The sequence below is a fragment of the Terriglobia bacterium genome (assembly GCA_020072815.1).
Classification (GTDB): Bacteria; Acidobacteriota; Terriglobia; order Terriglobales; family Acidobacteriaceae; genus Angelobacter.
Genome location: JAIQGE010000007.1, coordinates 254953 through 268532 on the forward strand (window position 1 = coordinate 254953; position 13580 = coordinate 268532).

The following is a 13580-nucleotide window of genomic DNA, read 5'->3' on the forward strand; positions in this document are numbered from 1 at the left end:
ATGAGCACTTCAACCGTTTCTGCTCCCACCCAGTCGAGTTCACCCGTTCCCGCAGCCCAGTCCAACGGAGGCAGGGGAACCACTCCGCACCAGCGCATTAACAAGGTTGCCGTGCTGGGAGCCGGGACCATGGGCGCGCGCATTGCCGCCCACTTTGCCAACGCCGGCTTACGCTGCGTTCTGCTGGACATTGTTCCACCGGACGCCGTTCAAAGTACTGACAAGGCCGCGCGCAACAAGATCGTGGCCGCCGGACTGGACGCCGCCGTCAAGTCCAAGCCCGCGGCTTTTTTCGAAAAAGGGCTGGAAAAGCTGATCACGATCGGCAACTTTGATGACGACATGAAGCTGCTGACCGACGCCGACTGGATCGTCGAGGCCGTGGCCGAGAACCTGGAGATCAAGCGGGCTTTGCTTAAGAAAGTGGAAGCTGTACGGAAGCCGGGCAGCATTGTCACGACGAACACCAGCGGCCTGCCGGTGGCCAGCATCGCGGAAGGGTTCAGTGATGACCTTCGCCGCCACTGGTTTGGCACGCACTTCTTCAATCCGCCGCGCTACATGCGCTTGCTGGAGATCATTCCCACGCCGGAAGCCGATCCTGCCGCCATCGCCGCCGTCTCGCATTTTGGCGACGTGCGCATGGGCAAGGGAATCGTGGTGGCCAAAGATACGCCCAACTTCATCGCCAACCGCATTGGCACCTACGCGGGCTTGAACGTTTTCCGCCTGATGCAGGAGATGGATTTGACCGTGGAAGAAATTGACGCGCTCACCAGCAGCGGCGGCTGGACCAAGAACCCCACGTTCCGCACGCTGGACCTGGTCGGGCTCGATGTTCTGGCGAGCGTGGTCAAGAACTTCAGCAAGAACGTGCAGGACGAGCGCTCTGACCTGAAGCTGCCGGAGTTTTTCAACCAGATGATTGAGCGCAAGCTGCTGGGCGACAAAACCAAAGCCGGCTTCTACAAGAAGATCAAGAGCGCACAGGGAGAAGAGAAGCAGGCCATTGACTGGAAGACGCTGGAGTACCACACGGCGCAGAAGCCGAAATTCGCCGCGTTGGAAATGGCCAAGCCTATTGAAGATATGGGCGAGCGCCTGCGCGCCGTCCTGGGCGGCGACCCGAAAGATAAAGCCGTCAAGTTCATCTGGTCGAGTCTCTCGGAAATGTTCACGTACTCGGCCAACCGCATTCCGGAAATCGCCGACACGGTTGTGGAAATTGACCAGGCCATGCGCATGGGCTTCAACTGGGAAGTGGGTCCGTTTGAAGTTTGGGACATGGCCGGCGTGGAAGCCACGGTCGCCAAGATGAAAGCTGAAGGCAAGCCGGTTTCCGCCAACGTCGAGAAGCTGCTGGCTGCGGGTGGGAAGAGCTGGTACAAGGACGATCCAGCATCGCCTTCCGGCCGCGCGTATTTTGATTTGCGCAGCGGGAAATACCGTCCGGTGGAGGTTGCCGAGGGCGTGTGGTCGGTGCAGGCCGCGAAGAAGTCGCACGGCGTGGTGAAGAAAAATGCCGGCGCGTCACTGATTGATCTGGGCGACGGCGTGGGCTGCATTGAATTTCACAGCAAAATGAACGCCCTGGGCGGCGACATTGTGCAGATGGTCACGCAGTCGCTCAAGACCGGCGGCATCGGCGACCAGTTTGAAGCCTTCGTCATTACCGGCGACTCCGGCAACTTCTCCGTCGGCGCCAACCTCATGATGCTCATGCTGGCCGTGCAGGAAGAAGAGTGGGACGAGGTTGACCTGGCCATCAAGCAGTTCCAGGGCATGACCCAGGCCATCAAGTTCTGCTCGCGTCCGGTGGTCACAGCGTCGTTCGGCATGACGCTGGGCGGCGGTTGCGAAATCAACCTGCACTCCGCGGCCCGCCAGCCGCACTCGGAACTCTACATGGGCCTGGTGGAAGTCGGCGTGGGCCTGCTACCCGGCGGCGGCGGATGCAAAGAGATGCTGCTGCGCGCCATGGACAACGCTCACGCCGTCCGGCCGGAGGGCCGCGGCGAAACAGTTGAGGTATTTGAAGGCCTCAAGCGCGCGTTTGAAATCGTGGGCATGGCCAAGGTGTCAACGTCGGCTGCCGAAGCCCGAGCCTTGGGTTTCCTCTCCGATGGCGATCTGATCAGCATGAATCGCGAACGCATCCTGGCCGATGCCAAAGAGCGTGCGCTCGAACTGGCCCGCGCCGGATACAAAGCTCCCGTTCCGCGGACGGACATTCCGGCGGCGGGCGAGAACATGCTGGCTACGCTGAAGCTGGGCATACACATCATGCGCCAGGCGGAATACATCAGCGACCACGATGTGAAAGTGGGGACCAAAGTCGCCGAGATCCTGTGCGGCGGCAACGTGACGCCGGGCACTCCCATAAGCGAGCAGTATCTACTAGATTTGGAGCGTGAAGGCTTCAAGTCGCTCTGCGGGGAGAAGAAGACGCAGGAGAGGATTCAGTTTACGTTGAAGACCGGAAAACCGTTGAGGAACTAGATCGGGTGATCGGAACATCGGGACATCGGGTGATCGGAAAGGCAAACCTACCACGGAGACACGGAGGCACGGAGGAAGGGTAGGTCAGGGCTTCAACCCTGACGGAGCGAAGCGAACCCCCGGAGGGGCGGCACAAGATTTGAAGCTAGAAGCCAGCCGCTAGAAGCTAGGAGCTATTATGCGTGAAGCCGTAATCGTAAGTTCAGTTCGTACCGCCGTGGGCAAATCGGGCAAGGGCACTTTGCGTGCCACTCGTCCTGACGACCTGGCCGCCGTGGCCATCAAAGGCGCGCTGGAGCGCGTGCCACAGGTGGACACCAAAGAAATTGAAGACGTCATCATCGGCTGCGCCACGCCGGAAGCCGAGCAGGGCATGAACGTGGCCCGTATTGCGTCCCTGCGCGCGGGGCTGCCGGTGGAGGTTTCCGCCATGACCATCAATCGCTTCTGCTCGTCTGGCCTGCAGGCTATCTCGCTGGCTGCCGACTCGGTCATGAGCGGACGCGCGGAGATCGCCATTGGCGGCGGCACCGAGTCCATGAGCATGATCCCCATGGGTGGCCACAAAGTTTCCGCGAACCCATGGCTCGTCGGCAATTACCCTGACGCGTATCTCTCCATGGGTTTGACCGCTGAGCGTCTGGCCAAGCGCTTTGGCATCACCCGCGAGCAGGCCGATGAATTTTCCTACAACAGCCACCAGAAAGCGCTGGCGGCGATCCAGGGTGGGAAGTTCGAAGACGAGATTGTTCCCGTGCCGGTGAGCTTTACCGCGCCCAACGGCTCCAAGCCCAAGCGGGTTGACATTACCTTCAAAGTGGACGAAGGCCCGCGCGCTGACACAACGCTGGAAGCGCTCGCCGGACTGAAGCCGGCGTTCCATGCGCGCGGCTCGGTCACGGCAGGGAATTCGTCGCAAACGTCGGACGGTGCGGCGGCTGCGGTCGTAATGTCCGCTGACAAAGCCCGGCAACTGGGCATCAAACCATTAGCGCGCTTTGTGGCCTTTGCCACCGCCGGCTACAAGCCGGAAGAGATGGGACTGGGACCGGTCTATGCCATTCCCAAGGTCTTGAAGATGGCCGGGTTGAAGCTGGAAGACATCGCGGTGATCGAACTGAACGAAGCTTTCGCCGCGCAGGCGCTTTCGGTGATCAAGGAAGCCGGGTTGGACATCAGCAAGATCAACCCCAACGGCGGCGCGGTCGCCTTGGGCCATCCGCTGGGATGCACCGGGGCCAAGCTTACGGCGACGATCATCTGTGAGCTGAAACGGCGGAACGCGAAGTACGGAATCGTGACCATGTGTATCGGCGGAGGCATGGGCGCGGCGGGCATCATCGAGAATGCTGCGTTAGAGCTTTAACCACAAAGGACACGAAGGAACACAAAGGTAATGCCAGAGCAAGCCAAAGTACACACAATGAGTGCCCACGACGTCAGTCATGCGGTTATCAAGGCCGCCCTGAAAGTGCATTCAGCTCTTGGTCCAGGATTGCTTGAAAGCGCTTATGAAGCGTGTTTGGCTCATGAGCTTAGGCAAGCAGGATTTGCGGTGGAAACACAACTTGGATTGCCGGTCGTCTATGACGGAGTCAAGCTCGAAGTTGGCTATCGCATCGATATGTTGGTCAATGATCTTGTGATCGTTGAACTGAAGTCTGTTGAAGAAATTTCCCGCGTTCACATCGCGCAAGTTTTGTCGTATTTGAAGTTAAGCAAGAAGAAATTGGGTCTGATTATTAATTTCAACGTTCTACACCTGAAGGACGGGATCAAAAGGCTAGTCGAGGGTACAGGGTGGAAATGACCTTTGTGTTCCTTCGTGTCCTTTGTGGTTAGTCTTTTGGGTTTTTGAGGAGAAATCTATGGCAACAATCGCAGTCCCAACCAAGACCAAGCTGGTGGGTGGAAGTTTTCTGATTGAAGAACACACCACCGACCAGGTCTTTACTCCGGAAGATCTCACGGAAGAACACCTGCAAATCGTCCAGACCACGCAGGAGTTCGCCAAGAATGAGATCATCCCCAACATTGAGAAGATTGAGCACAAGGAGTTCGCCGTCACCCGCGGGTTGATCAAGAAGGCCTGCGAGATCGGCATTGCCAATGTGGACATTCCGGAGCAGTACGGCGGCTCGGACATGGACAAGATCTCCTCGGCGCTCATCAACGAACATATCTCCGTTTCCGGCAGCTTCAGCGTGGCCTTTGGCGGCCACGTGGGCATCGGCACGCTGCCCATTGTTTACTTTGGCACCGCGGAGCAAAAAGCCAAGTATCTGCCCAAGCTGGCGTCGGGTGAACTGGTGGCGGCGTACGCGTTGTCGGAATCAACGTCGGCGTCGGACGCCATGAACGCCCGCACCAAGGCCGTGCTCTCACCCGACGGCAAAGAGTGGATCCTGAACGGCGAGAAGATGTGGATCACCAACGGCGGCTTTGCCGACGTGTTCATCATCTTCGCGAAGATTGACGGCGAAAAGTTCTCGGCGTTCATCATCGAACGCGGCTTCCCCGGCTTCCAGTCCGGTGCGGAAGAGAAGAAGATGGGTATTCGCGGGTCTTCGACCACGCCCATCATCCTGAACGATTGTCGCGTGCCCAAGGAGAATTTACTGGGCGAAGTCGGCAAAGGACACATCATCGCGTTCAACACACTGAACATTGGCCGCTTCAAACTGGGCGCCGGCGTGGTGGGCGGCGCGCGCAATGCTCTGAATAACTCCATTGGCTATGCCAAGCAGCGCAAGGCGTTCGGCAAGAACCTGTCCGACTTCGGCATGATCAAGGAAAAGCTGGCGCGGATGGCCGTGGGCGTGTACACCGGCGAAAGCATGTCTTACCGCACGGTGGGCATGATTGACGCCGCGATGAGTGAGATTGACAAGAACTCGCCCACCGCTTACAAGGAAACCGCCAAGAACATTGAAGAGTACGCGGTGGAATGCTCCATCCTCAAAGTTTTCGGGTCGGAGATGCTGGATTTCGTGGTGGACGAGACGGTCCAGATCTACGGCGGCTACGGCTTTGTGGAAGAGTATCCGGCGGAGCGGGCGTATCGCGACTCGCGCGTGAACCGCATCTTTGAAGGCACCAACGAGATCAACCGCATGATCATCACCGGATGGCTGCTCAAGCGGGCCATGAAAGGCCAACTGGCCCTCATGCCGGCCATCAAGAAGCTCACGGAAGAAGTCATGTCCGGAGCGACACCGGACGCGCCGGAGGGTCCTCTCTCCGCCGAGCGCGTCATGGTTTCCAACGCCAAGAAAGCCGGGCTGATGCTGGCCGGCGCCGCGGCGCAAAAATACATGATGGACCTGGAAAACCAGCAGGAAATCCTGGGCGCGATTGCCGACATGGTGATTGAAGCCTACGCCATGGATTCCACCGTGCTGCGCACCCAGAAACTGATCGAACGCCAGGGCGAAGCTAAGTCCCAACTGGCCATCGCCATGTGCCAGGTCAGCTTGTCGGAGTCCATCCTGAAGATAGAAGGCGCGGCGCGGAGGGTCGTAGCGGCGGTGGCCGAAGGCGACATGATGCGCACGCAACTGGTGATCCTGCGGCGGCTCTTCAAGCACGAGCCGGTCAACGTGATCGCCCTGACCCAGCTAATTGCCAACCGGCTGGCGGAAGCCGGGAAGTACGTGCTGGCATAGACCGATCCTCGCTTCTTCAAGCAACAAAAAGCGGGACCATTTCTGGTCCCGCTTTTTTGTTTTACGTTGGAGGTTGAAAGTTACTGAAGAGCAGCCAGGGCGTTGATGCGTCCCTTGCCGGTCTGGGGATCGGCGCCAGGTTTCAGGATGTCATCGGCAGAGTGCTCGATGATCGCCTTTAGCTGGGCTGGCGCCATGTGTCCGAACTTGCCCACGATCAAGGCCGCTTCGCCGGAAACGTGGGGAGCGGCCATGGAAGTACCGATGGCGAAGAAGTAAAGATTACCTCCTCCCGAGGTCTTTCCTCCCGGGCTGAGCACAAAGTCCAGCACAAAGCAGTTGGTGGTGATCACACCAACGTGGCAAACCTGGCTGGTGGGGGTAAATACGGCATCTCCGCCGGGAGCGGCCACATTGATGACCGATTGGCCGAAGTTGCTATAGGAGGCCAGGCGGTCGAACACTGTGTTGGCGCCGAACACGGCCGAGCCGATAGGGCCGGTGGCGGAGATGGCCATGCCGTTGCCGGATTGCGCCGGCACAGTCATGATGCGGCTGTTCAGGTCCACACCGTCATTGCCGGCGGAGCTGACAATCAGCGTGCCGTTCGCGGTGGCGTGGTTGACGGCGCGGTTGAGGGCTTCAATCAACTTAGCGGTGCCGTTGCCTCCGCCTGCGTTGATGCGGTCAAAGGTTGCGCCCAGGCTCATGTTGACAACGTCCGCATGGACCAGCGGGCCAGAAGCATATTCCAGGCCGGCAATCACGGAAGCAAAGGAGCCGCTGCCGGAGTTGCGCAATACCTTTACCATAACCAGTTCGGCGTTGGGGGCCACGCCCTGCGTGCCGATGCCGTTGATGGGAGCTGCAATAATGCCGCCCACGTGGGTCGCATGGCTGAACTGGCTGTTGTTGGGGAAGATGAAGCTGGGTTCGGTGGGCACGAACGAGGTGCTCAGTCCGATGTTCAAGTTGGCCGCGATGTCAATATGGCTGGCGACAATACCGGTATCCAGGATGGCCACACGCGCGCGCGCCACGCCATTGCCGCGATCGCCATTGTCGGCGGTAACGTCCGCGTGGATTTGGCGCAGGTTCCACTGGTTGGGGCTGAAAGTCTCATGATTAGCCAGGGGCAGAGCTGACGATGCGTCCGGCGGCGGTACCGCGGCATCATCGATTACCATGCCGGCGTCAGTCGCCATTTCGTTGGGTGGGATCCACTGTACTTCCTGGTCTTCAGTTACCGACTGCACGCCGGAGAGGGCCGCAGCCTGCACGGCAAAGTTGGGATCGCTGGATTGGGCCACCACGATGCCGATTGCGTCGTATTGCGCGATCACGCTGGATCCCAGAGCGGAGGCAAAATTCGTGCTGCCGGCGCCTTGTCCCTTGGCCATGATCACAAACGTTTTTGTCGGGTTTTGCGCCATGGCAGCGGCCATGGCAATTAAGCAAACAAACAAAAGGATGCTAAGGGTTCTTTTCAACATTTGATGCTCCTCGAATACTCGGATGCAGATTTTTGATAGGGTGCCTGCCGGCCCAGATGTTTCGGGACTGGACATCGTTACCGGATCAGGTGTGAAGCGAACCTGGGGCCCAAAAAATTACCCCGCTAATCTACTACGGACGGTGGCCTGTTGGATAGGCCGCGCCAGGGATTAGGTTGATCGTGCTGCATTTTTGTGCATCTCCGGAGCGCCCGTAACATCTCTATGGCCATGGCCAACACCGAATGTCTCCGCATCGCCGACCAACTCCGCCGGGCCTTTGACGGTAACGCTTTTCATGGCGACCCATTGAGCAAGATCCTGCAGGACGTCAGCGCGGAACAAGCTGCGGCGCATCCGATGGCGGGAGCGCATTCCATATGGGAACTGCTGCTGCACGTGGAAGGGTGGACCCGGGTTACAGCCGAAGCTATTGACGGCAAAGCCATGCCCGGCTGGCCCGTCGCTGGCGATGGTTCGGATTTTGTGGACTGGCCCGCCGTGCCGCAGCCGACGGCCGAAGCATGGCAAGCTGCCGTCGCCAGCCTGCTCGCCACGGGACGCCAGTTGTCGGAGCGCATCGCTCAATCTTCCGACTCACGCCTAAGCGAGTTTGTCCCCGGCCGCAAGTACGACTTCTATTTCCTCCTGCACGGCATTGTCCAGCACAGCTTGTATCACGCGGGACAGATCGCGCTGCTGAAGAAGGCGGTGTCCGCGACGAGGTGATCGTTTTTCATCCGGATTTGGATTTTCAGGGGCTGTGTTACCCCGGCGTTCCACTAAATCGATAGAGGCCCGGCATGCGGCCAACCTCGCCATTTCCTCATTGTCCTGAGCGGCGGCTTGCTATAAAGTTCTTCTCAATATGTGCCCAGACAATTTGACCGCTCGCCTGAGCCAGGGCGAGATTGAATCCGCTGTGCGGAGATTTTGGGAGTTGTTTGCTTCCAAGAGGACCGAGCAGTGGCAAAGCTACTATGCCGACGTAGCGTTGGTATTCGGTACGGCGTCCAAACGGCCGGAACCGGCGCGCTTGGTGGTGTTGCGCCGCCAGCGGGAATATCTCTCCAGCGCCGCGCGCATGACCATTGACGTAAGCCGCGTAGAAGTGGAGTTGCTGGGGCCGGACTGCGCCGTGGCCGCGTACCTCTTGCGGCTGCACGCCGAGCAGATCGCCAAGCTCTCCGCCGACGGCCACAAAGATTCGGAAGAGCATCTGGACAACGCCCGCGTCACCCACGTTTTTCATCGCCAGGAAGATGGCGATCTGAAGATTGTCCACGAGCATATTTCCGCGCCGTGGGCGTAGGCAACTGGCCAGTCCGGCAGACGAAACCGCCAGTTTACGCTTCACTCCTCAGAGTTTCCTTCCCAGATATCGCCGTGGCGTCCTCTGAAATTGCATCCTGAGCGGCCGGGTGATAATCTAACTAACTGGTTAATTAATTCCCGCGGCGGCAACTGCAGCCGCAGGCAACAGCGCTTTTACTAAGACTTTATTACTCGATTGAGGTTCGTAAGAGATGCCCCGCTCCATCTTTCTAAGCCCCATTGGAAGCCCCCAAATCCGAGCCAGAGATTGGATCGTCCAGGCAAGAGCTGGCGCAATCGCAGCGCTGGCGTTCGTTTTGCTTGGCGCGATACCCGGACTGGCACAGATTCCTGGAGTCGGCGTGGCCACTTCGAACCGCCCGGAGCAGCAATCGCCCGCGGTGACGCCGGTCCAGCCGCCCTCCACCGACGCGCTGAGCGGAAGCGGCATTACTGACAAGCTGGTCCCGGAGACAATCCAGCTTTCGATTCTTGATGCCATTGATCGCGGCCTGAAGCACAACCTGGCGTTGTTGCTGTCGCAGGAGCAGACCGAGTCGGCGCGGGCGCAGTGGCGCCGGAGTTTGAGCGCGTTGTTGCCGAACCTGAGCGGCAACGTGAGCGAAAGCGTCAACCAAATCAACCTGGCAGCGTTTGGTATCCCGCTGCCGCAGGGGCTGACGTCGCCCATTGTCGGGCCGTTTGGCGTGTTTGATGCCCGCGCCAGCATGAGCGATACGGTGCTGGACTTCAGCGCCATGAATCGCATTCGCTCCGCCGCGGAAAACGAGAAAGTTGCGCGCTTCACCGTGCAGGACGCGCGCGAACTGGTGGTCCTGGCCGTCGGCAACGAATATCTGATCACGCAGGCCAACGCGGCCCGCCTGGAAACGGCGAAAGCCCAGCTCACCACCGATCAAACCATTTTCCAGCAAGCGGTGGACATGAAGAAGGCCGGCGTCAGCGCCGGGATTGACGTGTTGCGCGCCCAGGTGCAGATGCAAGCGCAGCAGCAGCGCGTGCTGGCCAGCCAGAACCAGTATGAGCGGCAAAAGATGGTGCTGGCCCGCATCATCGGGCTGCCCGTCTCGCAGGCCTTCGAGTTGACTGACAAAATCCCTTACGCGCCGCTGCCCGAACTGAATTTTGACCAGGCCCTGGCGCACGCCTATGTCCATCGTCCGGAGTATCTGGCAGGTGTGTCGCGCGTCCGCGTGGCGGAGTTCGCGGTGAAGGCAGCGCGTGGAGAAGCCCTGCCCACCATCGAGGTAAACGGCGCTTACGGATGGATTGGACCCTCGCCGGGAAAAGCCGACGCTACTTACAACCTGGGGGCGGGGATCAAGATTCCCATTTTTCAGGGCGGCAAGGTCAAGGCCGACGTCAACCAGGCGGAGACCGACTTGCGCCAGGCCAAGATGCAACTGGAAAACTTGCGCAACCGGGTTGAATTTGAAATTCGCGCTGCTTTGCTGGACGTGAAGACATCCAATGAGCAGGTGCTGGTGGCGCGGCAATCCATTGAGTTGGCGGCCGAGCAGCTGAAGGAAGCGCAAGACCGCTACGCGGCCGGAGTTTCCGGCAGCCTGGAAGTTGTGCAGGCGCAGGAAGCCGTGGCCAACGCCAATGAGACCCATATTCAGGCGTTGTACCAGAACAACGTAGCCAAACTGACGCTGGCCCGCGCGCTGGGTGTGGCGGAGCAACAAACAAAATCGTTTCTCGGAGGAAAGTAGAGTGGCGGACCTGAGAGTTGTCGCGGAAGAAACTGAAGAGGAAACCGTGGAGTCGGCCGGCCTTCCGTCGCAGGAAGAATTGCTGCCCGCAGCGAGCGAGCCCGCAGCTGGCTTCTTGCGCGCGCACGCCAAATGGATGGCGATCATTGTTGTTGCGGCGATTTTGGTCGGCACTTATTTTGTCTGGTCGTATTACACGGTCCGCGAATCCACGGACGACGCGCAGGTTGACGGCCACATCAATCCCATCAGCGCGCGCATCTCCGGAACGGCGATCAAGGTCCTGCACGAGGACAACGATTTCGTCCAGGCCGGAACTTTGCTGGTGGAGCTGGACCCCAAGGACTATCAAGTCGCGGTGGCCAGGGCCAATGCCGATCTGGCCAACGCGAAAGCCAGTTCCACGGCGGCCAACGTGGGCGTGCCCATTGCCGCCACCACCAGTTCCAGCCAGTTGGCTGCGGCCGACGCTGCGGTGAAAGCCGCAGACAAGGAAGTGATCGCCGCGCAGGCCCGCGTGCAGGAAGCACAAGCCAACTACACCAAAGTCACTGCCGACCTCAAGCGCATGGAGCAACTGGTGCAGAAGGATGAAATCTCGCGCCAGCAATATGACGCAGCCGTGGCCGCCGCCGGTTCCAGCCGCGCCGCACTTGATGCCGCGATTGCGTCGGAAGCCAGCGCGCAGAGCCGCGCCGCGCAGGCCCGGGCCCAGGCTGATTCTGCCCGCACCGTTCCCGAGCAAATGAAGGTCATCCGCGCCCAGGCCGGGGCTGCTTCGGCGGAAGTGGAGAAGAACCAAGCCATGCTGGCCCAAGCCGGACTGAACCTGGACTACACCAAAATCGTAGCGCCGGTCAGCGGCGTCCTCAGCAAACGCAACATTGAGCCAGGCCAGGTGGTGCAGCCGGGCCAGCCGTTGTTCGCGATCGTGGACCTGGACGACATCTGGGTCACCGCCAACTTCAAGGAAAACCAGCTGAAGAACATGAAGCCCGGCCAGCCGGTGAAGATCCACATTGACGCCTATGGCCGCGACTACGACGGCAAAGTGGAATCCATCGGCGCCGCAACAGGAGCGCGCTTCAGCCTGCTGCCGCCGGAAAATGCCACCGGCAACTACGTGAAAGTTGTCCAGCGAATTCCGGTCCGCATCCGCATTGATAAAGGACAAGACCCCAATCATCTTCTGCGTCCGGGGATGTCGGCGTTGCCGGTCGTGCTCATAAAGTAATGAGTGAGCATAGCCAACCGGTCATCAATCCGTGGATCGTTGCCATCTCGGTGATGCTCGGCACCTTCATGGAGGTGCTGGACACCACGGTGGTCAACGTCTCACTCCCGCACATCGCCGGGAACCTTTCCGCCAGCACGGACGAGGCCACGTGGGTGTTGACGTCGTACCTCGTCGCCAACGCCATTGTGCTGCCGCTTACCGGATGGCTGGCCAACCACTTTGGACGGCGCAACATCCTGCTGATCTCAGTCGCAGGATTCACCATCTTCTCTTTCCTCTGCGGCGTCGCGCCGAACCTGCCCGCGCTGATCGTCTTCCGCGTGCTGCAGGGCGCAACCGGCGGCGGACTGCAGCCGCTCTCGCAAGCCATCCTGATGGAGGCTTTCCCGCCGGCCCAGCGCGGCAAAGCCATGGCCTTCTGGGCGCTGGGAATTGTGGTGGCGCCCATGCTGGGGCCGGTGGTCGGCGGCTGGATCACCGACAGTTACAGTTGGCGATGGCTGTTCTACATCAATATTCCCATCGGCATTGCCGCCGTGGTCATGGCCATGATGTACATCCACGACCCGCCGTACATCAAGCGCGGCAAAGGCGGCGTGGACTACTGGGGCATCGGGCTGCTGGCCGTGGGCATTGGCGCGCTGCAGATCATGCTGGACAAAGGCCAGGAAGAGGACTGGTTCGCATCGCATTTCATTGTGATTCTTACCGTCATCACCGTGCTGGGCCTGGGCTTCTTTGTGCTGCGCGAGCTGCTGACCAAACATCCCGTGGTCCATCTCAGCGTTTTCAAAATCAGGACGTACTCCACCGGCGTGTTCCTGATGACCGTGCTGGGCTTTGTGCTCTACGGCAGCACCGTGCTGATTCCGCTGTGGCTGCAGACGCTGATGGGCTACTCCGCCCTCGAAGCCGGCATGGCCATGCTGCCGCGCGGCCTGGGATCGTTTCTGTTCATGCCGGTCGTCGGGATACTGGTCAGCAAGGTAGATCCGCGCAAACTTCTGGCCAGCGGCTTGGCGATCTGCGGCTTCAGTTTGTATCTGCTCTCACGCCTCAACCTGAACGCCGGCTACTGGGACATCTTCTGGCCGCAGTTCATGCAAGGCGCGTCCATGGGACTGCTGTTTGTTCCGCTGACCACCATCACCAACGATCCCATTCCCAAACACGAGATGGGCAACGCCACCAGCTTGTTCAACCTGATGCGCAACATCGGGGCGAGCATCGGCATTGCCAGCGTGACCACCTTGGTGGCGCGCCACATGCAGATGCATACCAACACCCTCACCGAGCACGTCACGCGCTCCAACCCGGCCGCCGTGACCATGCTGCAAAACATCAAGGCCGGCCTGATGGCCGCCGGCGCGGACGCCGCCACCGCCACGCGTCAGGCTTACGCCGCGGTCTTCGGCATGGTCCAGCAACAGGCGGCGATGCAGTCGTATATTGACGCGTTCTTCCTGCTGGCCATACTGTTCGCCGTGGTGATGCCTCTGGTGCTGATCATGAAGCGTCCGACGAAACAGGGCGGAGGGCCGGGCATGGGGCATTGAGGGGAATCGGTAAGTGGGTAATTTGGTAATTTGAGATTGGGCGGCGGGAGTTGGGCTAAGCTGGCAATGGAATTCGGATG

The 13580-nt window shown here is 59.8% G+C and carries 10 protein-coding genes; 9 read left to right on the forward strand and 1 reads right to left on the reverse strand.

Annotation, left to right across the window (positions count from 1 at the left end; genetic code table 11):
* The 4 genes from LAO20_11425 to LAO20_11440 all read left to right on the forward strand — a co-directional run bounded on the left by LAO20_11425 (nucleotide 1) and on the right by LAO20_11440 (nucleotide 6164).
* Nucleotides 1–2499, forward strand: a complete 2499-nt coding sequence (locus LAO20_11425; GenBank protein MBZ5532032.1) for an enoyl-CoA hydratase/isomerase family protein — start codon at nucleotides 1–3, stop codon at nucleotides 2497–2499.
* A gap of 178 nt (nucleotides 2500–2677) precedes the next feature.
* A complete protein-coding gene (locus tag LAO20_11430) occupies nucleotides 2678–3865 on the forward strand; it encodes an acetyl-CoA C-acyltransferase (GenBank protein MBZ5532033.1) in 1188 nt (395 codons plus the stop codon).
* Between the two features lie 57 nt (nucleotides 3866–3922).
* Nucleotides 3923–4309, forward strand: a complete 387-nt coding sequence (locus LAO20_11435; GenBank protein MBZ5532034.1) for a GxxExxY protein — start codon at nucleotides 3923–3925, stop codon at nucleotides 4307–4309.
* 58 nt (nucleotides 4310–4367) lie between these two features.
* Nucleotides 4368–6164 (forward strand): acyl-CoA dehydrogenase family protein, encoded by a 1797-nt coding sequence (locus tag LAO20_11440; protein MBZ5532035.1) that lies wholly within the window; start codon nucleotides 4368–4370, stop codon nucleotides 6162–6164.
* Nucleotides 6165–6244: 80 nt separating this feature from the next.
* On the opposite strand, the gene LAO20_11445 is transcribed toward LAO20_11440, so the two are convergent.
* Nucleotides 6245–7657: a S8 family serine peptidase gene (locus LAO20_11445; GenBank protein ID MBZ5532036.1), complete on the reverse strand. Its 1413-nt coding sequence runs from the start codon at nucleotides 7655–7657 to the stop codon at nucleotides 6245–6247.
* A gap of 225 nt (nucleotides 7658–7882) precedes the next feature.
* On the opposite strand from LAO20_11445, the gene LAO20_11450 reads away from it, so the two are divergent.
* The 5 genes from LAO20_11450 (at nucleotide 7883) to LAO20_11470 (ending at nucleotide 13500) form a co-directional block, all read left to right on the forward strand.
* Nucleotides 7883–8386 (forward strand): DinB family protein, encoded by a 504-nt coding sequence (locus tag LAO20_11450; GenBank protein MBZ5532037.1) that lies wholly within the window; start codon nucleotides 7883–7885, stop codon nucleotides 8384–8386.
* 139 nt (nucleotides 8387–8525) lie between these two features.
* On the forward strand, nucleotides 8526–8969 hold the full coding sequence (locus LAO20_11455; protein MBZ5532038.1) for a nuclear transport factor 2 family protein: 444 nt from the start codon (nucleotides 8526–8528) through the stop codon (nucleotides 8967–8969).
* A 364-nt stretch (nucleotides 8970–9333) separates the two neighbouring features.
* The gene (locus LAO20_11460) at nucleotides 9334–10707 is read left to right on the forward strand and encodes a TolC family protein (GenBank protein MBZ5532039.1); all 1374 of its coding nucleotides are present in this window, start codon (nucleotides 9334–9336) and stop codon (nucleotides 10705–10707) included.
* A gap of 1 nt (nucleotide 10708) precedes the next feature.
* Nucleotides 10709–11941 (forward strand): HlyD family secretion protein, encoded by a 1233-nt coding sequence (locus tag LAO20_11465; protein MBZ5532040.1) that lies wholly within the window; start codon nucleotides 10709–10711, stop codon nucleotides 11939–11941.
* Nucleotides 11941–13500, forward strand: a complete 1560-nt coding sequence (locus tag LAO20_11470; GenBank protein MBZ5532041.1) for a DHA2 family efflux MFS transporter permease subunit — start codon at nucleotides 11941–11943, stop codon at nucleotides 13498–13500. Before LAO20_11465 ends, LAO20_11470 begins: the two co-directional genes overlap by 1 nt.
* The last annotated feature ends 80 nt before the right edge of the window (nucleotides 13501–13580 follow it).

Bases quoted from the DNA above. Each gene is read 5' to 3' on its own strand.
- LAO20_11425 (MBZ5532032.1), top strand. From the start codon at position 1: ATGAGCACTTCAACCGTTTCTGCTCCCACCCAGTCGAGTTCACCCGTT.
- LAO20_11430 (MBZ5532033.1), top strand. From the start codon at position 2,678: ATGCGTGAAGCCGTAATCGTAAGTTCAGTTCGTACCGCCGTGGGCAAA.
- LAO20_11435 (MBZ5532034.1), top strand. From the start codon at position 3,923: ATGAGTGCCCACGACGTCAGTCATGCGGTTATCAAGGCCGCCCTGAAA.
- LAO20_11440 (MBZ5532035.1), top strand. From the start codon at position 4,368: ATGGCAACAATCGCAGTCCCAACCAAGACCAAGCTGGTGGGTGGAAGT.
- LAO20_11445 (MBZ5532036.1), bottom strand. From the start codon at position 7,657: ATGTTGAAAAGAACCCTTAGCATCCTTTTGTTTGTTTGCTTAATTGCC.
- LAO20_11450 (MBZ5532037.1), top strand. From the start codon at position 7,883: ATGGCCATGGCCAACACCGAATGTCTCCGCATCGCCGACCAACTCCGC.
- LAO20_11455 (MBZ5532038.1), top strand. From the start codon at position 8,526: ATGTGCCCAGACAATTTGACCGCTCGCCTGAGCCAGGGCGAGATTGAA.
- LAO20_11470 (MBZ5532041.1), top strand. From the start codon at position 11,941: ATGAGTGAGCATAGCCAACCGGTCATCAATCCGTGGATCGTTGCCATC.